Here is an 18,387-nt window from a genome sequence, read left to right as displayed (position 1 = left end):
CGCCGGAGCTGGCGACGCTGATGGGGCACGCGAAGCTGGATGTGAAGACCGAGCTCTGTGCGGGGACGGGCGCTTTCGACGATCCCTACTTCTCCGACCGGCTCACGCGGTACTTCCCGCAAGCCCTCGCGGATCTGGGCGATGTCGACGACTTCCCGTTGCGGACCGAGGTCATCGCCACCGAACTCGTCAACGATCTCTTCGCGTTCGGCGGCCTGACGTTCGCGTTCCGGCTGCGGGAGGAGACCGGCGCGGCGGCCGCCGACATCGTGCGGGCATTCGTCGTCGCCGTGGAGGTTATGGGACTGGCAGAGCTGCAGTCCGACATCGAGGCGGCCGGTCTGCGTCCCGAGGTAGAGTACGAGATCATCGCCGAGGCGCGCCGGCTCCTCGACCGTGCGTCGCGCTGGTTGCTGACGCGCCGCCCGCAGCCGATCCCGGTGACGGAGACGATCGAGCGCTTCCGGATCGTCCGGGACTCGGCGCCGCAGGTGTCGATCTGGCTGCGCCGCGACGAGGCGGCCCGCATCGAATCGGCGGTGGCCCAATACACCGAGGCCGGGGTTCCGCCGGCGATCGCACGGCGGGTGGCCGAGGGCTTGTACCGCTACAGCGTCCTCGACATCGCGGAAGTGGCCGAGGAGACGGGGTGCGACATCGCGACCGTCGGGGCCGTCTATTTCGCGCTGTCCGACCACATCGACGTCGACCGATGGGCTGATCCGTCTCTCGGCACTGCCCCGAGGGGATCGCTGGCATGCGCTGGCCCGCTCCGGGCTGCGGGACGACCTGTACCGCGCACTCCGCGACCTCACCTGCGACGTCGTCGGAACCCTGGCCGACGACCCGGTCCGGGCGGCCGCGGTCTCCTACTGGCCGACCGAGGCCATCGAGGCCTGGGAACTCTCCAACCAGACGGCGCTGCAGAGGGTGACGGTCACCCAGGGCGAGATCGAGGCGGCCGAACGCTTCGCCTGGCGACGCTCGCGGTGGCCGCCCGGCACATCCGGTCGGTGGCCGATGGACGGTAGCCTGATCGGAGGCGCCCGGACCTGCGGGCACCCTGATTCGATAAGTTTTTCGCATGGATCGTGACCGCATGGTGGAGGTCGGAGTGGGACTCGTCTCCCGCTTCGGCGCCAAGACGTTGAGTCTGACGTCCGTGGCGCGTCATGCCGGCGTCGCCCGGGCCACCGCCTACCGCATGTTCGGCGGACGGAATGCGCTGGTCGCAGCGATCGTCGACCGTGAGGTGTCCCTTCTGCGGGTGAAGCTGCGGGAATGGTCGGCCTCCGCGCCCGACGCGGCGGGGAAGGTGCGCGCGCAGGTCGTGAACGTGCTGTCCTACATCCGCGAGCACGAGGCCCTGCAGTACGTGCTGCGCAAGGAACCCGAGGAAGTCGTCCGGGCGCTGGTCGCGACCAGCGATTCGTCGGGTCCGACCCTCATCCACCAGATCGTCGACCAGACGCTGCCCGATCTCGAACCGCAGATCGGGGACCAGCTCGTCCCGGACCCGCGTGGGGCCGCCGAGTTCCTGGTGCGCACGATCTACTCCCTGATGCTCATCCCGGACAGTTCGCTCACCGACGAGCAGATCGCCGACCTCGTCGTACGCGCGGTCGTCAAGAACGAGCAGTGACCTCATGACGACCGGCACGGATCGGACGGGTGACGAGCCGAAGCCGGACGAGACCGCGATCCCCGTCGTCGAGATGCGGCGGCCGCGCTGGGGCGACCCGGCGCGCGTCACCGAGCTACCCGCTGCTGCGGCCGCGCTGGCCGGCGACGCCACCGAGGACCGGGGCGTCCCACCCGAGTCGATCACCCCGCGCGAATCGACCCTGCCGGCGGCCGTTCGCGCCGACCTCGAAGCCGTCGTCGGCGCCGGGTACGTGGCCGCTTCCGACGACGAGCGCGTCCAGCACACCCGCGGCTACTCGACTCCCGACCTCCTGCGTCTGCGTGTGGGTGACGCCGTCGACGCCCCCGACCTGGTGATCTACCCGGCCGATCACGACGAGGTCGTGCGAATCCTGCAGGTCTGCGCCGCCGCGAAGGTCGCGGTCGTGCCGTTCACCGGCGGGACCTCGGTGGTGGGCGGGCTCGCGCCCGACCGAGCCGGATTCGCCGGTGTCCTCAGCCTCGACCTCCGGCGTCTCGACCGTCTGGTCGAGATCGACGAGGTCTCCCGTGTCGCCACCCTGCAGGCGGGTCTGCGGGGGAGTGCCGCCGAAGCACTCCTGCGTGACCGGGGCTGGACGCTCGGACACTTCCCGCAGTCCTACGAGGGAGCCGGGATCGGCGGGTACGCGGCGACCCGGTCGGCGGGCCAGTCGTCGGCGGGGTACGGCCGTTTCGACGAGATGGTGGAGGGGCTCGTCCTCGCCACCCCGCGCGGCACCCTCGACTTCGGCACGGCGCCACGGTCCGCGGCCGGACCCGACCTCCGCCAGCTGATCCTCGGCTCCGAGGGCGCCTTCGGCGTCATCACCGGCGTCCGGGTCCGGATCCGTCCCGTCCCGGCCACCCGGCTCTTCGACGGCTGGCGGTTCGACTCCTTCGCCGACGGCGCGACCGCCTTGCGACGACTCGCCCAGGACGGCCCGCTGCCCACCGTGATCCGGCTGTCCGACGAGGTCGAGACCGCGATCAATCTCGCCGATCCCGCGCAGCTCGGCGGTGATTCGACGGGCTGCCTGGTCATCACCGGATACGAGGGCGGCGATCAGGAGGTGCGCCGACGCCGCGACGCCGCGTCGGAGGTGCTCGTCGACGCCGGCGGTACGGCCCTGGGAAGCGGTCCCGGAGAGTCCTGGCGCACAGGACGTTTCGCCGGGCCCTACCTGCGCGACCCGCTGCTCGACGCCGGAGTGCTGGTCGAGACCCTGGAGACCGTGACCTACTGGTCGAAGCTGCACGAGCTGCGCGCCTCGGTCACCGCCGCGATCACCGACACCCTGACCGCATCGGGCACACCTCCACTCGTGATGTGTCACATCAGCCATGTCTACGCCTCCGGTGCGTCCCTGTACTTCACCGTGGTGGCACCGCTCGGCGCCGATCCGATCGCGGAGTGGGCGTCGGCGAAAACCGCGGCCAACAACGCGATCAGGGCCGCGGGCGCGAGCATCACCCACCATCACGCCGTCGGTCGCGACCATCGCGACGCCTACCACGACGAGATCGGTCCGCTGGCACTCGACGCGTTGCGGGCGGTCAAGGCGACCGTCGATCCCGACGGCGTCTGCAATCCCGGCATCCTGATCTGATCACCGGGCGCCACTATGCTGGGGCGCATGGCCACCGACGCTGCCGTTTCCGACCGCTCTGCTGGAGATCGAGTTGCCGGTGACAGAGGTGCCGGAAGCGAGTCGACGACCAGCATCTATCTGGCCTCGGCAGAGGGGGAGACCGGGAAATCCGTGGTCGCGCTGGGGCTGTTGGCCCTGTTCGCGGCGACGGGCGGCCGGGTCGGCGTCTTCCGCCCGATCACCCGCGCCAACGGAGACAAGCGGGACCCGCTGCTCGATCTCCTGATCGACTACGACTCCGTGGACGTTCCCTACGAGGACTGCCTGGGCGTGACCTATGAGCAGGTCCACGACGACCCGGATGCCGCGATCGGCGAGATCGTCGCCCGGTTCCATGCACTGGCAACGCGGTGCGACCGCGTGGTGATCGTCGGCTCGGACTACACCGACGTCGGCACCCCGTCGGAGTTGAGCTTCAACGCACGCATCGCCGCGAACCTGTCGGCGCCGATGGTGCTCGCACTGAAAGCCATCGACCGGTCCCCGGCGGAGATCGCCGACCTCGCCGAGGGGTTGCTCGCCGAGGTCGGCGCCGCCCATGCCACACCGATCGCCATGGTCGCGAACCGCTGTGACCCTGATCGGCTCGACGAGATCCGGGCGACGCTGCGCCGCACCGGGGTGCCGAGTCTGTGTCTCCCCGAGGAGCCGATCCTGTTCGCGCCCACCATGGGTGAGTTGAAGGAGTCGCTCGGTGCCACCTTGTACAGCGGCGACGAGGAACTCCTCGACCACGAGGCGCTGCGGGTGATGGTGGGCGGCATGACCGTCGAGCACATTCTGGAGCGCCTCACCGACGGCACGGTCGTCATCACGCCCGCCGATCGCTCCGACGTCCTGCTCGCCCTCGTGAATGCCAATACGGCACAGGGATTCCCGCGGCTGTCGGGCATCATCCTCAACGGTGGGCTCAAACCGCATCCGATGATCGAGGCGCTGGTCAGCGGACTCAAGCCGACGCTGCCGATCATCAGCTGCCCGCACGGCACCTACGACACCGCGCGGACCGCGGCCCACACCCGTGGCCGGCTCGGCGCCGGGTCGGCACGCAAGATCGAGGCGGCGTTGGCGCTCATGGAGACCCACGTCGATCCCGAGGTGGTCATGCGCAACCTCAACGTCGAGGTCCCGTCGGTCGTGACCCCGCAGATGTTCGAGTACCGGCTCATCTCCCGTGCACGGGCACAGCGCAAGCACATCGTGCTCCCCGAGGGCGATGACGATCGCATCCTGCGGGCGGCTAGCCGGCTCCTCCGCCGCGGGGTCGCCGACCTCACCCTGCTCGGTGACCCGGATGTCGTGCAGGAGCGGGCAATCGAGCTGGGACTCGACCTGGCCGGGGTCACGGTCATCGACCCGGCCACCTCGGAGTACCTGGACGAGTTCGCCCGGATCTACACCGATCTCCGCAAGCACAAGGGCATGGAACTCGACCGCGCGCGGGAGAAGGTGATCGACGTCTCCTACTTCGGCACGATGATGGTGCACACCGGGCGCGCCGACGGGATGGTGTCGGGAGCGGCGCACACGACCGCCCACACCATCCGGCCGGCGTTCGAGATCATCAAGACCAAGCCGGGGGTCTCGACGGTGTCGAGCGTGTTCTTCATGTGCCTGGCCGACAAGGTGCTCGCCTACGGCGACTGCGCGATCGTCCCCGACCCGACCGACGAGCAACTCGCCGACATCGCCATCTCGTCGGCGCAGACCTCCGCCGCCTTCGGCATCGATCCGCGCGTGGCGATGCTGTCCTACTCCACCGGCACGTCCGGATCGGGTGTCGACGTCGAGAAGGTCAAAACCGCAACCGAACTCGTGCGGCAACGCGCGCCGGAGTTGCTCGTCGAGGGTCCCATCCAGTACGACGCGGCGGTCGAACCGTCGGTAGCGGAGACCAAGATGCCCGACTCCCCGGTGGCCGGGCGGGCGACGGTACTGATCTTCCCGGATCTGAACACCGGCAACAACACGTACAAGGCGGTGCAGCGCAGCGCCGGTGCCGTCGCGATCGGCCCCGTGCTGCAGGGCCTGAACAAGCCGATCAACGACCTCAGCCGTGGCGCGCTCGTGTCCGACATCGTCAACACGGTCGCCATCACCGCGATCCAGGCGCAGCAGGTGGGCACCGAAGAGGTCGGCACCGATGGGGTCGCCACCGAAGAGGCCGGCACCGCAGAAGCCGGCACCGAAGAGGTCGCCACCGGAGAGGCGCGTTGAGCGCCGGCACCGCCGGCGCGGTCCTCGTCTTGAACGCCGGCTCGTCGTCGCTGAAATACCAACTCGTCCAGCCGGACACCGGCGTCGTCCTCGCGGACGGGATCGCCGAACGCATCGGCGACGCCGGTTCGTCGATCACGCACGAACAGAACGGCGAGACGGTCACCGAGCCGGTGTCGCTACCCGATCACCTGACGGCGGTCCTGCGTGCCGAACAATTCTTCGCGGACAACGGCACCGACCTGGTGCACGCGGACCTGGCCGCGGTCGGGCACCGCGTGGTGCACGGCGGCCGGTCGTTCTACGAGCCGACACTCGTCGACTCCTGGGTGATCTCGGAGATCAAGCGGATCTCGCCCCTTGCGCCGCTGCACAATCCGGCCAATCTCGTGGGTATCGAGGCGGCCCGGGCCCTGCTTCCCGACGTGCCGTCGGTCGCGGTGTTCGACACGGCCTTCTTCCACGGGCTGCCGCCCGCGGCCGCGACCTACGCCATCGACCGCGAGGTGGCGGCCGAACACGCCATCCGGCGGTACGGATTCCACGGCACCAGCCATGAGTACGTGTCGGGCCGCGTCGCCGGGTTCCTCGGGAAGGACCTCGCCGATCTCGACCAGATCGTGCTGCATCTCGGCAACGGGGCGTCGGCGTCGGCCATCTCGGGTGGACAGCCCGTCGACACCAGCATGGGGATGACCCCGCTGGAGGGTCTCGTGATGGGAACCCGCAGCGGCGACATCGATCCCGGCCTCGTGCTGCACCTCAACCGCGTGGCCCACCTGTCCGTCGACGAGATCGACACCCTGCTCAATCATCGGTCCGGACTCCGAGGACTGTGCGGCGAGAACGACTTCCGCTCGATCGCCGAGCTGGTCGATGCCGGTGACGAGAACGCCCGCCGTGCCTACGACGTCTACATCCACCGGTTGCGGCACTACCTCGGCGCCTACACCTTCGCCCTCGAGAGGCTCGACGCGATCACCTTCACCGCCGGCGTCGGCGAGAACTCGGCACGCGTCCGCGCCGATGCACTCGACGGGCTGCAGCGTTTCGGAATCGTCGTCGACCCGGACCGCAACACGGCCGCCGACCGATCGGCGCGTCGGATCTCCGCCGACGACAGTGCGATCGACGTCCTGGTGGTGCCGACGAACGAAGAGCTCGCGATCGCACGGCAGTCGGCGGCGCTGGTCGCAGCACTGCCCGCCGGGTAGCAGCCATCGACCTCGTCGCCGCATCGCCGGCCGCGTATCGAGGTCAGAACAGCGTGTTCGGCCGCACGTAGTTCGCCAGATCGACGAGCATGAACCGGTGCTCGCGGTTGTTGCGGGTCTGACGTGCGAGCTGGCGGAGGGATCTCTCGGTGCCGGTGCGGATTCCGTACTCGGTGAAGGGGAAGCCCAGGAGTGTCGAGGGCTCGGTGTCGGCGTTCTCGGCGTCGGGATTGTCGTGAATCCAGCCGAGGGCGGTGCCGAGCACGATCAGCAGCATCCGTGACTTGCGTGGTTCGGAGTCCGGGATCTGCTCGAGTCGTCGTGCGGCCTCGACGATCTGCTCGCGGGTGACCTCCGAGGTGGGACGACCGTGCACCAGGGCGATGATCGCGGTCGCCCGGGCGGTGTTGAAATGCCTACTGGTGGCGGGAACTTCGTCGAGGGGACGGATCGCACCGTCGTAGTCGCCGGCCGCGACGGCGAGGCGGGCCAGGCCGAAGGCGGCGGTGACGATGCTGTGGTCGGTCAGCCACAGATCGTGGTAGTGATGCTGCGCGACGTCGTAGAGCCGGGAGATCTTCTCGGACGACTTCGACGACCCGTTCTCATCGGCGAGCCACCGGCCGATCAGTTCGGCGGTTCCGGCCACCGCGAGCTTCGGTGCCACCTCGCCGGGCATCGCCCCCAGTACCTCGTCGAACCGTTCGTAGGCCAGTTCGGGTTCGTCGTTCATCAGCGCGCAGATGCCCATGTACCACTCCACCCGCCACGAATCACCGTGGTGCTCACGGACATCGCGGAGCAGCGCGAGAGCGGTGTCGACGTCGTCGAGCTGTAGGTGGGCGCGGGCCTCGGCCAGGTCGATCTCCAGCGAGGGGTGGGCGTTCTTGACCGGACGGCCACCGAACATCGACGCGAACCCTTCTGCGCGTGCGGTGTTAATCGAGTCGAGCGTCTGCCGCGGATCCGACAGGGCCGCCGAGGTCAACAGGCTCGCGGCGGGATCCAGCGGGTTCACCAGGGGCACGGGGAGTGCGGTGGCGATGTCGACCGGATCGTAGAAGGCGGCCTGGTCGGGGTCGAAGAAGCCGTCGACCGGGGCGAGCATCAGGTCTGTGCCGAAGGTCGAGCGCTGCGGGGTGAAGACCGTGGACAGGGAGGGCCGGGGCACACCGGTGTGCACCGCGACGGTTTCGCGGAGCACGTTGAGCACCTGGGTGCTCATCTCCTCCGCGGAGGAGAACCGGTCGGCCGGGTCGGGCGCGGTGGCACGTTGCAGCAGAAGGTAGAACGACGGATTGTCGCGGAAGACGGTGGTCTCGGTGGGGGAAGGGAGTCCGTCGACGTACCGGCCGTTGCGCATCTCCATCGGCACGGTCAGCACCGCCAGGGTGCGTCCGACGCTGTAGATGTCGGTGGCGACCTGGGGGCCGGTCTTGACGATCTCCGGCGCCTGGAAACCCGGTGTGCCGTACAGGTGTCCGTAACCGTTGATCGGCGAGACGGCACCGAGGTCGATGAGCTTGACCTCGTCGCTCCCGACCATGATGTTCTCGGGTTTGACGTCGTTGTAGACCAGACCCACCGAATGCAGGTAGCCGACGGCGAGCAACACCTCGAGGATGTAGGCGAGACCCTGTTCGACGGACAGCAACCCCCTCTCGGGGTCACCCGAGGTGATCTGCTTGAGCGTCTGACCGCCGATGTACTCCATGACGATGTAGCCGAAGCGCTCACCGTCCTCGGCGACGTGCTCGACGAAGTTGTAGATCTTGACGATGCCGGGATGGTTCACCGACGCCAGGAACTGACGCTCGGCCACCGCGACGCGCTGTGCCTCCGAATCCGACGAGTTCAGAAGGCCTTTGAGAACGACGGGCCGGTCGCTCACGTTGCGATCGATGGCCAGGTAGATCCATCCGAGTCCGCCGTGGGCGATCGCGCCGGCGATCTCGTACTGATCGGCCACCAGCGTCCCCTGGGCGAGACCGGGCACGAACGAGTACCGCGCACCACAGTTGGCGCAGTCGCCGGTGGGGGGACCTTCCCCTTCACCCTCGAGTCGGCCGACGGGTTTGCCGCAGCGCCAGCAGAATCGCTTGCCCTCGACGATCACCGGATCGTCGATGACCGCGTCCTCGGGTTCGATGTCGGTGATCTTCGGCATCTCGACCAGTCCGCTGCCGAGTCGACGTTCGTGGACCGGGGGGCGTCGGCGCGGGATGAGTCGCCGTCCGAGTGGTCCGGAATCCGGCTCCGTGCTCGGCGTCGCCCGCGTGCGGACCACCCGATCGGTCCGACCGTCGAATCGGTCCGGTGGCGCGATGCCGACCGTGAAGGCGGGTGTGGCCGCCTGTGTTCCGATCTCGGTGTCGGATACGGCGCCGGGGTCGGGCATGGCGCGGGGCTCCGTGGTGTCGTCGGTCTCGGCGATCAGGGCGCCGAGATCGGCCTTCTGCGTACCGACCTCGACCACCTGATCGGTGGTACCCCCGTCCGTGGTGCTCTCGTCCGTGGTGCCACCACCGGCGGTGCTCCCGTCGGTGATGTGCCCGTCGCGGGTGTGCCGGTCGGTGACCGGGTCGTCGTCACCCATCAGGTCGGCGACGGAGACGCGCTGGGTACCGATCTCCTCCGGGGTGTCGGGAGCGGGCCCGTCCCGGTCGTCGGGACCGTGACGGTCTGTGTGTGATGGTTCGCCGGCGAAGTCCATGCGCGATCAATCCCGGTAGTACGGCTGTGGTGCGCCGAATCCACTGTCGAGGATGGTCAGCCAGCGGTCGCGGATCTCCTGCCAGCGGCCGGTCGCGCGGGCACGTTCGAGCACCCCGTTGACGAAGCGGATCATGTCGTCCTCGCCCTTGGGGATACCCACGCCGTAGAACTCCTCCCCGAGGCTCGGACCGACGACCCGGACCCATGGGTCCTGTGCGGCCAGTCCGGCCAGGATGGCGTCGTCGCTGGTCACCGCGTCGACCTGTCCCTGCTGCATCAGCACCAGGCAGTCGGCCCAGGTGGTGGTGCTGACGATCCGGACCCGCGGCTGGATGGACTGCATCCGGCCGATCGAGGTGGTGCCGCGGGCTGCGCAGACCCGCTTGTCGGCGAGCTGGGCCGGTCCGGCGATGTTCGAGTTGCGGAACGACAGGATGCGTTGGGACGCCACGTAATACGGGGCGGAGAAGCTGATGTCGCGCAGCCGGTCGCAGGTGATGCTCATCGTCTTGATGACGACGTCGACGGTCTTGTCGCGCAACGCGTCGATCCGCTGTGCGGAGCTGAGCACCTGGAACTCGACGCGCCGCGGGTCACCGAAGATCGCACCCGCGATCTCGTGGGCGATGTCCACGTCGAAGCCCTGGATGTCGCCCGAGATGGGATCGCGGAAGCTGAACAGGTTGGAGCCGATGTCGAGTCCGACGATGAGCCGGCCGCGTTCGAAGATCCCGGCCATCGTCGAATTCGGCGGCATGCGGCCGGGCGCGGGCATCTGTGCGGGCGGGCGCAGGGTGAGCGTCGCGTTGCACGCCTCCGAACTCGGCGGCGGTTCGATGGGCACGTCGGTCTGGACGCCGGGCAGCACCAGCGGGCCGACGGTCGCGGTCGGGGGCGGTGACTCGGCGGCGGGGAACCGGACACAACCGGTCGCGACGAATGCCACGAGCAGCAGGACGGCCGCGGCCACCGGACGGCGCGGGCGGGCGGGGCCGGAGTGGGAGGACCGGCGGCGGGCGAGTCGGCGAGGGATCATCGGTACTCCCGTATTCGGGGGACGAGTCCGCCGACGATCGCGATGGCGGCGAGGACCGAGAGCAGGAGTATCCCGGTCCCGGTGAAGCCGAGTACTCGCTGCGCGGTGTTGATGTCGTCGCGGAACGACGTCCGCGCGGTGGTGATCGCGTCGACGAGGGCGGTGTCGACGGCGGTGTACGCGCGGGCTGAGCTGTTCAGTCCGTCCCCGACGGTGAGTTGCCGGGCGCGGTCGAAGTTGCCGGTCTGGATGTACCGCCGGACGCCGGCATCGGTGCGCTTCCACTCCGCCAGCGCCGAGCTCACCGAGTCGAGCTGCTCCGCCGACACCGAACCGGTCTCCTTGGATGTGCGCACGTCGTCGACGATGCCGTCGATCCTGGCAGTCGTCGCGGCGAAGGTCCGTTCCAGTCCGCCCTGGTCGCCGCGGCGGATCAGGGCCAGGGTCTCGGCCGATCTGGCCTGCTGGGTCAGGATGCGGGCGGCCGTGAGTTCGCGAAGCGGGTCGGCGCCGTCGGTTCGGGCGTTGCTGGTCGCGGCGACCGACATCAGGCCCGACGCCAGCAGCCACACCGTCCCCAGGGTGAGCGCGCCGATCGCGGCGACCAGTCCGAGGTTGAAGCGACGGCGGGTCCTGCGCGCCAGGTAGCGCGACGTCAGCACCATCGCCGTGAGCAGCAGCAACAGCGGGACGTAGACCGTCCACGGCGGGCGGGTCAGCGAATGCTGCGGGTCGGCGATCGCCATCGACCGCCGCTCGTAGAGGCGCTGGGCGGCCGGCAGGATCTTGTCCTGCATCAGCGACGACGCCTGGCCCAGGTAGGCCGATCCGACGGGATTGCCCAGCCGGTTGTTGGTGCGGGCGGTCTCGATGAGTCCGCTGTAGACCGGGATCGACGTCGAGAGGGTGTCCAGGTCCGACGACAGGGCACGCTCGGCCGCGTTCTGGGCCATCCCGGGCCCCGGCTCGCTGGAGGTGCCGGTCGCGAGGATCAACGACGACGCGGCCGTCGCCAGGGCGTCTGAGTAGCGTTGCCGCAGATCCGGAGTTTCCAGACCGCCCGAGATGAATGCCGCGTTCGCGGACGCGTCGGCGATCGACAGAGAGCTGTACAGGACCTGAGCGGCCTCGGCGAGCGGTTCGGTGCGATCGATCAGGCGCTGCAGGGTCTGGGTGCGGTCTTCGAGCACGGTCGAGGCGTACAGGCCGGTGGACAGGCAGCCGAGGAACAGGATGACGCAGATGATGATCAGCTTGCCCGGTGTGGTGCCCGAATAGTGCCGGAGCGTCTGGAACGGTGACTGCGCACGTTCGCGGGCGGTCGCGACGAGCTCACGACGATCGGCGAGGACCTGGCGGATCGGCGGCGATGACTGGGCGGGACGGAACGTGCGACCGCCACGGGTGAGTGCCGTCCGCACGGAGGACGCATCGCCGGTCACCTAGCTGATCCCCTTCTCGAACGCTGGATCGTCTCCGGTGTGGCCGCTCGGTCGCCGGCCCCCGTTCCGGCTCCCGCGACCTGTCTGAAGAAATGACTCAACGGGGTCATCGCTCACCGGGTCGTGCGTGTTTCAGCCTATGCCATCGGTGAGGGTTCCTCCGGGCATCGCGGTCGCACGTCGCGCGCCGACGGCTCGGCCCGTCGTCGGGCCGGAGCCCATACCTCTCACTGATTCGGCGGATCGCCCTGGCAGGCCGCGCGTGTCTCACTTACGGTGGAGGAATCCGGCGATCGGCTCGGCGGGTCTGCAAGGAGGTGTGGTGCGCGGAGACGGCGACGGCTGGGTGATCGATCCCGACGGTTCACGGTATTGGGGTGTTCACGGCGCAGCGGGTCTGCTGCTCCGGGCGCCGTTGGCCGACGGCGTGACGGGCGTCCTGCTCCAGCATCGCGCCGCGTGGTCCCATCAGGGTGGTACCTGGGCACTGCCCGGCGGCGCCCGGGACTCGCACGAGGGCGCCATCGACACCGCGATCCGGGAGGCCGAGGAGGAAGCCGGCATCAGCGGCGACGAACTGCGGGTTCTCGCCGCGGTCGTCACCCACGAAGCGCCCGGCGGATGGACCTATACGACGGTCATCGCCGAGACCGACGAACCGGTGCAGACGGTGGCCAACTTCGAATCGACGGAACTGCGCTGGGTCTCCGAACAGCACGTCGACCAGCTTCCGCTGCATCCGGCATTCGGCCTGGCCTGGCCTACACTGCGCGAGCGGATCGCGGCACTCGACCCGCAGGCGTAGCGAGCACCCCACCGCTCACTTCGGAGCGGGTCCGAGCAGTCGGTTGGCCCCGGAGACCAGCGCCGCGATGTTCGCCTCGTCGCCGGTGCTGCCCTCGCCGAACGCCCACGCCTGCCTGCCGTTGTTCTCGCACAGCAGGAACGTGGCGATTGCGCCGTCGATCTCGCGCTGGTGCAGTCGCAGGATCTGAACCGGCGCGCCGAGGTCGTAGAGGATCGAGGTCATCGCGCCGAGCGGTCCGGCGGCGACGGCGCTGCACGACATGATGCGATCGGCGATCGCGATGGTCGCGCGGCATTCGACGAGGTCCTGACGGGCCGGTGCGACCGACCACGATCCGAGCCGGATGGTGCCGCCGCTCGCATATTCGTCGGTGAATCGTTGCCAGCTCATCCCGATGACCTCCTCGCGCATACCCGCGGGCAGCGGACGGCGGAAGTGTTCGGTGATGGGGTCGGCCGACGGCGCGGTCGCGTGTCCGTGTCGTGAGAAGGATGGGTGAGGCAGATGAAGAGGATGCATCTCGAAAGCCGATTTCGGTCGAAGAACAGATGACCGACAAGAGCGCGCAACCGACCCGCAGCGGGGGGTCGGTCAGAATCAGACCCCGCTGCGGCGGGTTACGAGCGCGCGCTTGATGCACATCATGATCGGTCCAGCCTAGACCTCTGTGGTGAGTGCGGCAAATGGATTTTCACCACTGAGATCTGCCCCGGTGATCCGCCCCTGAAATCGACCCCCGGAGTACGCCCTCCAGAGCGTGACCGGTGACGATACGCACGTGGCGCCGCCCCGGAGGGTGCTTTTCCGGGGCGGTTTCTCGGGGCGGATTTCCGGACCCGGGCGCTACAGCCGTGCGACGAGCTCCGCGGCCGCCGCAGCAGGGTCGGCGGCGGCCGTGATCGCCCGCACCACGACGATGCGGCGCGCTCCGGCGGCGGTCACCTCCGGCACCCGCGGAGCATCGATGCCGCCGATCGCGAACCACGGCTTGTCCGGAGTCCCGGGTTCGGACATCGCCGCGGCGGTCGTCGTCACCAGATCGAGCCCGGCGGCGGTCCGACCCGGTTTGGTGGGGGTGGTCCAGCACGGGCCGACGCAGAAGTAGTCGACGTCGGGGTCGGCGGCGGCTGCTGCAGCCTGCCCGGGGTCGTGGGTGGATGCACCGACGATCGTCTCGGGGCCGACGATCCGGCGCGCGACCCGTGGCGGCAGGTCACCCTGTCCGACATGGAGGACGTCGGCGCCGGACAGTGCGGCGATGTCCGCGCGGTCGTTGACCGCGAGCAATGCGCCGTGGGCGTCGACGACGTCCCGCATCGCGGCGAGGATCTCGAGCTCCTCGCGGGCTTCGAGAGTGCCGAACTTCTTCTCCCCGGGTGACCCCTTGTCGCGAAGCTGCACGATGTCGACGCCGCCGGCGAGGGCGGCGTTCACGACCTCGAGCAGGTCGCCGCGTTCACGCCGCGCGTCGGTGCACAGGTAGAGCCGGGCGGAGTCCAGGCGGCGGCGCAGTTCGCGAGCACGCGATTCGGGGGCAGTCGTCACGGCGACCAGGCTAGCCGCGCCGGTGCGGGCCGGGCGTAGGGTGGACCGCGAGAACACACGGGAGCCCGGACCGGCCGGGCTGAGAGTGCGGACCCTCCGCTGACCGTCGAACCTGATCCGGGTCATTCCGGCGAAGGAAGGTGATCTGGCGTGAGCCATGTTGTCGAGGAACAACCCCACCCGGAGCAGCCCGACCGTGCGCTGACCGTCGTCGGCGGTGGCGTGATCGGTCTGACCTGTGCGCTCGCTGCCGCAGATGCGGGCTGGCAGGTCCGCGTCGTCGACGCCGGGCACGAGGAGCGGGCGTCGTGGGTGGCGGGCGGCATGCTCGGTTCGCTCGGCGAGGGGCATCCGGGTGAAGAAGCGGCGCTCGCGATGTCGGTAGAGTCGGTGCGGCGCTGGCCGACGCTGGTGAAGCGTCTCGGCGACCCCGCGATCGTCACGGCCACTGATTCCCTGTTCGTCGCCGCGTCCGCCGCCGACGCCGAGTACCTGCAGCATCTCGCGGACTTCGTCTGGGCCGAACAACCGCGGACCGACGCCACACTCAGCACGGTCACGGGTCGCGAGATCCGTTCGCTGGAGCCGTCGTTGAGTTCGCGGCTCGTCGGTGGCTACCGGGCGGTGGGCGAGTGGTCGATCGACAACCGTCGTCTGCTGGCGACCCTGCGCAGCGCAGGGGCCGCCGCGGGGGTGCGGTTCACCGAGGCGCGGGTGGGCAGCCTGGCCGACGTCCACGACCATGCCGGCCCGCGGGACCAGATCCTTGTCGCCGCCGGACTCGGCACGGCGGAACTGCTTCCCGACGTGCCGCTCCACGCGGCGAAAGGGGAGATCCTGAGACTGCGCCGGACGCGGTGGTCGGTGCCGCCGCCTGGGCACGTGGTCCGTGCCCGGCTCCACGGCCGAGCGGTGTACCTGGTGCCGCGCGAGGACGGGATCGTGGTCGGCGCAACGCAATACGAGGCCGGCGGTTTCGGTGACCGCACCCCGCAGGCGGGTGGGGTCGCCGATCTGCTCGCGGACGCCATCGAGGTGATGCCGGGTCTGCGCACCTACGAGCTGGTGGAGGCGGGTGCCGGACTGAGGCCGTGCACCGCCGACGGGTTACCGATCGTGAAGCGGGTCGACGACCGCACGGTGGTCGCGACCGGACACGGGCGCAACGGCATCGTCCTCGCGCCGGGCACTGCGGACAATGTGCTGGGAATTCTGGAAGGAGCATGACCGTGACCATCACCGTGAACGGAGAGAACCTCGACGTCGGCGACGACGTGTCGGTGGGGGACGTCGTCGCCCGCCTCGGCCTGCCGGACCGGGGGATCGCGGTGGCGGTCGACGGTGCGGTCGTCCCGCGCGGACAGTGGTCGCAGCACACGATGACCACGGGCGCGGTCGTCGAGATCGTGACAGCGGTGCAGGGTGGCTGAGTCCGAGGTCGTCGACGTCGCCGGCGGTTCCGACGCCGACCCGCTCCGGATCGGCGGCCGCGAGTTCTCTTCTCGTCTGATCACCGGAACCGGTGGCGCGACAAACCTCGCGAGCCTGGAGCGGGCCCTCGTGGCGTCGGGAACCGAACTCACGACCGTGGCGGTACGTCGCGTCGACGCCGCGTCCGGGACCGGTGTCTTCGACCTGCTGCGCCGTCTCGGCATCGCGGTCCTGCCCAACACCGCCGGCTGCCACACCACCGCCGAGGCGGTGCTCACCGCGCAGCTGGCCCGGGAGGCGTTCGAGACGAACTGGGTGAAACTCGAGGTGGTGGCCGACGAGCGCACCCTGATGCCGGATGCCGTCGAACTCGTGGACGCCGCGGCCTCGTTGGTGGCCGACGGCTTCGTGGTGCTCGCCTACACCAACGACGACCCGGTTCTCGCCGCGCGACTCGCCGACCTCGGTGTCGCCGCGGTGATGCCGCTCGGTTCGCCGATCGGCACCGGACTGGGAATCCTCAACCCGCACAACATCGAGATGATCGTCGACCACTGTGCGACCGCCTCCGACGACCCGCTCCCGGTCATCCTCGACGCGGGTATCGGTACCGCCAGCGATGCGGCCCTCGCCATGGAATTCGGTTGTGACGGGGTGCTTCTCGCGACCGCGGTCACACGTGCGGAGAATCCCGAGCGGATGGCCTCGGCGATGCGGCATGCGGTGATCGCGGGCCGCCTCGCGGCGCGGGCAGGGCGGATTCCCAAGAGGTTCTGGGCGCAGGCGTCGTCACCGATGCCCGATCACGCGTGACCCGAATCGAGTTCTCGGCGAGAGGAGCCATCCCGCTCGAAGGGCGGGCGGCTATGGTCGTGTCGTGTTGCGGGTAACGAATCTGACCAAGGACTTCGGGAGTCAGCGCGCGGTCGACGATCTCACGTTCGAGGTGAACCCGGGACGGATCACCGGCTTTCTGGGGCCCAACGGCGCGGGTAAGTCGACGACGATGCGCATGATGCTGGGTCTCGACCGCCCCACTTCGGGGACCGCGACCATCAACGGCGTGCAGTACCGCGACCTCGACCATCCGCTCCGTCAGGTCGGTGCGTTGCTCGACGCACACTGGGTTCACCCCAACCGCACCGCGCGGTCACATCTGCGGTGGCTCGCGGCGAGCAACCGGATTCCGGTGTCCCGGGTGGACGAGGTGCTCGAGACGGTCGGACTGACGTCGGTGGCCCGCAAACGGGCCGGCGGATTCTCACTCGGCATGTCGCAGCGGCTCGGACTGGCCGGTGCGCTCCTGGGCGACCCGCACACCCTGCTGTTCGACGAACCGGTCAACGGGCTCGATCCCGAGGGCATCGTCTGGATACGCGGGTTCATGCGGCAGTTGGCCGCTGAAGGACGCACCGTACTCGTCTCCAGCCACCTGCTGACCGAGATGTCGCTCACCGCAGACCATCTCGTGGTCATCGGGCGTGGACGACTGATCGCCGACTGTTCGGTCGGCGAGTTCACCGGAAGGGCACGGCAGTCGGTGCGGGTGCGCGGACCCGAACTCGAGAGGTTGCACACCGCCTTGGTGGAGGCCGGACTCGCGCCGGCACCGGGTGCGCCCGACGCCCAGGGGCGGCCGGTGATGCGGGTGCCCGACACGACGACCGACCGGGTCGGTGACATCGCGGCGGCGACCGGTGTGACGCTGCACGAACTCGCCGCCGAGTCGGCCTCGCTGGAGGAGGTGTTCATGTCGATGACCGCACACGCCGTCGACTATCACGGGGGCGACGGTTTCCGGCCCGTCGAATCCGGTTCTCCCACTCCGGAAGGGGGTCGGCGATGATCGGCCCGGCGCTTGCGGCGATCGACGCCGAACGCATCAAACTGACGAGCACCCGGTCCCCGTACTGGTGCCTGGCGATGGTGGTCGTGTTCGGCATCGGCGTTGCGGCGCTGCTCGGTTGGCTGCTGTCCGGTGGTTATGCCGACCCCGCGTCGGTCGACACCCGGACCATCGACTATCTGGTCGGCGTGAACCAGTTCGGCGTGGCGATCTTCGCGATCATGGCCGTCCTCGGTGTCACCACCGAATACCGATTCGGCACCATCCGAACGACTTTCGCCGCGACCCCCCGACGGCCGCTGGTGATTCTCGCGAAGACCGTGGTGTTCGGCGGTCTCACTTTCGTGGTGGCAGCGGTCGTGGGTCTCCTCGGGGTGGTCCTGGGGCAGGCGCTCACCGGCAACGGCATCGCGCTCGGTGGGCCGGACACCGTACGACAGCTCTGGGGCACGCCGGTGTTCGCGATGCTGTGTGCGCTGATCGGGCTCGCGGTGGGTGCGCTGGTCCGGCATTCCGCCGGCGCGGTGGCCATCGTGTTGGGCTGGATGTTCGCGTTCGAACGCATCCTCTCGGTGCTCCCGCGCATCGGTGAGAACATCACGCCGTTCCTGCCCTTCCTCAACGGGTGGAACTTCCTGTCCGGTGGGAACGACACCTTTCACTGGAATGCCCTTGGCTCGCTGGTGTACTTCGCCACGTTCACCGCGATCCTCTTGTCGATCGCGATCATCGTGACCAATGCCCGGGATGCGTGATTCGCGGACTTGACGGCCCCACCGTCCGCCACAAGCGCGGCGGGAACATGGCATTGCGCGTCCT

16 protein-coding genes, 1 pseudogene and 1 riboswitch are annotated in these 18,387 nt (G+C 69.2%); of the genes and pseudogenes, 12 read left to right on the top strand and 5 right to left on the bottom strand.

What is annotated here, in order from left to right; translation table 11 throughout:
• Positions 1 to 20: 20 nt before the first annotated feature.
• The 6 genes and pseudogenes from GOAMI_RS22330 to GOAMI_RS11765 all read left to right on the top strand — a co-directional run.
• Positions 21 to 659 (top strand): annotated as a pseudogene (locus GOAMI_RS22330) (NAD-glutamate dehydrogenase domain-containing protein); the annotation flags it as partial.
• Between the two features lie 19 nt (positions 660 to 678).
• Positions 679 to 1,095 (top strand): hypothetical protein, encoded by a 417-nt coding sequence (locus GOAMI_RS23795; protein WP_369403354.1) that lies wholly within the window; start codon positions 679 to 681, stop codon positions 1,093 to 1,095.
• A complete protein-coding gene (locus tag GOAMI_RS11780) occupies positions 1,085 to 1,642 on the top strand; it encodes a TetR/AcrR family transcriptional regulator (RefSeq protein ID WP_006436732.1) in 558 nt (185 codons plus the stop codon). Before GOAMI_RS23795 ends, GOAMI_RS11780 begins: the two co-directional genes overlap by 11 nt.
• Positions 1,643 to 1,646: 4 nt before the next feature.
• Positions 1,647 to 3,272: an FAD-binding oxidoreductase gene (locus GOAMI_RS11775; RefSeq protein ID WP_006436731.1), complete on the top strand. Its 1,626-nt coding sequence runs from the start codon at positions 1,647 to 1,649 to the stop codon at positions 3,270 to 3,272.
• A 15-nt stretch (positions 3,273 to 3,287) separates the two neighbouring features.
• Positions 3,288 to 5,531, top strand: coding sequence for a phosphate acetyltransferase (pta, locus tag GOAMI_RS11770; protein ID WP_006436730.1), 2,244 nt, complete (start codon positions 3,288 to 3,290; stop codon positions 5,529 to 5,531).
• Positions 5,528 to 6,745, top strand: a complete 1,218-nt coding sequence (locus GOAMI_RS11765; protein WP_006436729.1) for an acetate kinase — start codon at positions 5,528 to 5,530, stop codon at positions 6,743 to 6,745. Before pta ends, GOAMI_RS11765 begins: the two co-directional genes overlap by 4 nt.
• Positions 6,746 to 6,788: 43 nt before the next feature.
• Here GOAMI_RS11765 and GOAMI_RS11760 read toward each other — a convergent pair whose 3' ends face one another.
• From GOAMI_RS11760 to GOAMI_RS11750, 3 genes are read right to left on the bottom strand one after another with little or no spacing between them, the layout of a single operon-like run.
• Positions 6,789 to 9,458, bottom strand: a complete 2,670-nt coding sequence (locus GOAMI_RS11760; protein ID WP_006436728.1) for a serine/threonine-protein kinase — start codon at positions 9,456 to 9,458, stop codon at positions 6,789 to 6,791.
• Positions 9,459 to 9,464: 6 nt separating this feature from the next.
• Positions 9,465 to 10,496 carry a glutamate ABC transporter substrate-binding protein gene (locus tag GOAMI_RS11755; protein WP_006436727.1) on the bottom strand — a complete coding sequence of 344 codons (1,032 nt, stop codon included), beginning with the start codon at positions 10,494 to 10,496 and terminating at the stop codon, positions 9,465 to 9,467.
• Complete coding sequence (locus tag GOAMI_RS11750; RefSeq protein WP_006436726.1) at positions 10,493 to 11,938, bottom strand: GlnX family signal transduction membrane protein; 1,446 nt, start codon at positions 11,936 to 11,938, stop codon at positions 10,493 to 10,495. Before GOAMI_RS11750 ends, GOAMI_RS11755 begins: the two co-directional genes overlap by 4 nt.
• Before the next feature lie 322 nt (positions 11,939 to 12,260).
• Here GOAMI_RS11750 and GOAMI_RS11745 point away from each other — a divergent pair, with 322 nt between their 5' ends.
• Positions 12,261 to 12,743 carry an NUDIX hydrolase gene (locus GOAMI_RS11745; protein WP_006436725.1) on the top strand — a complete coding sequence of 161 codons (483 nt, stop codon included), beginning with the start codon at positions 12,261 to 12,263 and terminating at the stop codon, positions 12,741 to 12,743.
• Between the two features lie 15 nt (positions 12,744 to 12,758).
• Here the strand turns inward: GOAMI_RS11745 and GOAMI_RS11740 are convergent, their stop codons facing one another.
• Both GOAMI_RS11740 and thiE read right to left on the bottom strand, forming a co-directional pair.
• Positions 12,759 to 13,136, bottom strand: a complete 378-nt coding sequence (locus GOAMI_RS11740; RefSeq protein WP_006436724.1) for a 2-isopropylmalate synthase — start codon at positions 13,134 to 13,136, stop codon at positions 12,759 to 12,761.
• A gap of 453 nt (positions 13,137 to 13,589) precedes the next feature.
• On the bottom strand, positions 13,590 to 14,291 hold the full coding sequence (thiE, locus tag GOAMI_RS11735; protein ID WP_051349548.1) for a thiamine phosphate synthase: 702 nt from the start codon (positions 14,289 to 14,291) through the stop codon (positions 13,590 to 13,592).
• 47 nt (positions 14,292 to 14,338) lie between these two features.
• Positions 14,339 to 14,448, top strand: a riboswitch (TPP riboswitch).
• Here thiE and thiO point away from each other — a divergent pair.
• The 5 genes from thiO (at position 14,442) to GOAMI_RS11710 (ending at position 18,323) form a co-directional block, all read left to right on the top strand.
• Positions 14,442 to 15,518: a glycine oxidase ThiO gene (thiO, locus tag GOAMI_RS11730; protein WP_024497406.1), complete on the top strand. Its 1,077-nt coding sequence runs from the start codon at positions 14,442 to 14,444 to the stop codon at positions 15,516 to 15,518. Its footprint overlaps the riboswitch before it by 7 nt.
• Before the next feature lie 2 nt (positions 15,519 to 15,520).
• Positions 15,521 to 15,721 (top strand): sulfur carrier protein ThiS, encoded by a 201-nt coding sequence (gene thiS, locus GOAMI_RS11725; RefSeq protein WP_006436721.1) that lies wholly within the window; start codon positions 15,521 to 15,523, stop codon positions 15,719 to 15,721.
• Positions 15,714 to 16,535 (top strand): thiazole synthase, encoded by an 822-nt coding sequence (locus GOAMI_RS11720; RefSeq protein WP_006436720.1) that lies wholly within the window; start codon positions 15,714 to 15,716, stop codon positions 16,533 to 16,535. The genes thiS and GOAMI_RS11720 overlap by 8 nt, the downstream gene beginning before the upstream one ends.
• 64 nt (positions 16,536 to 16,599) lie before the next feature.
• Complete coding sequence (locus GOAMI_RS11715) at positions 16,600 to 17,568, top strand: ABC transporter ATP-binding protein (RefSeq protein ID WP_006436719.1); 969 nt, start codon at positions 16,600 to 16,602, stop codon at positions 17,566 to 17,568.
• Positions 17,565 to 18,323 (top strand): ABC transporter permease, encoded by a 759-nt coding sequence (locus GOAMI_RS11710; RefSeq protein ID WP_006436718.1) that lies wholly within the window; start codon positions 17,565 to 17,567, stop codon positions 18,321 to 18,323. Before GOAMI_RS11715 ends, GOAMI_RS11710 begins: the two co-directional genes overlap by 4 nt.
• The last annotated feature ends 64 nt before the right edge of the window (positions 18,324 to 18,387 follow it).

Origin of the sequence: Gordonia amicalis NBRC 100051 = JCM 11271, from assembly GCF_000332995.1 — a bacterium.
GTDB classification, from domain to species: Bacteria; Actinomycetota; Actinomycetes; order Mycobacteriales; family Mycobacteriaceae; genus Gordonia; species Gordonia amicalis.
Note: the sequence above shows the minus strand (reverse complement) of the source record. Positions and strands in the feature narration are given on the sequence as shown.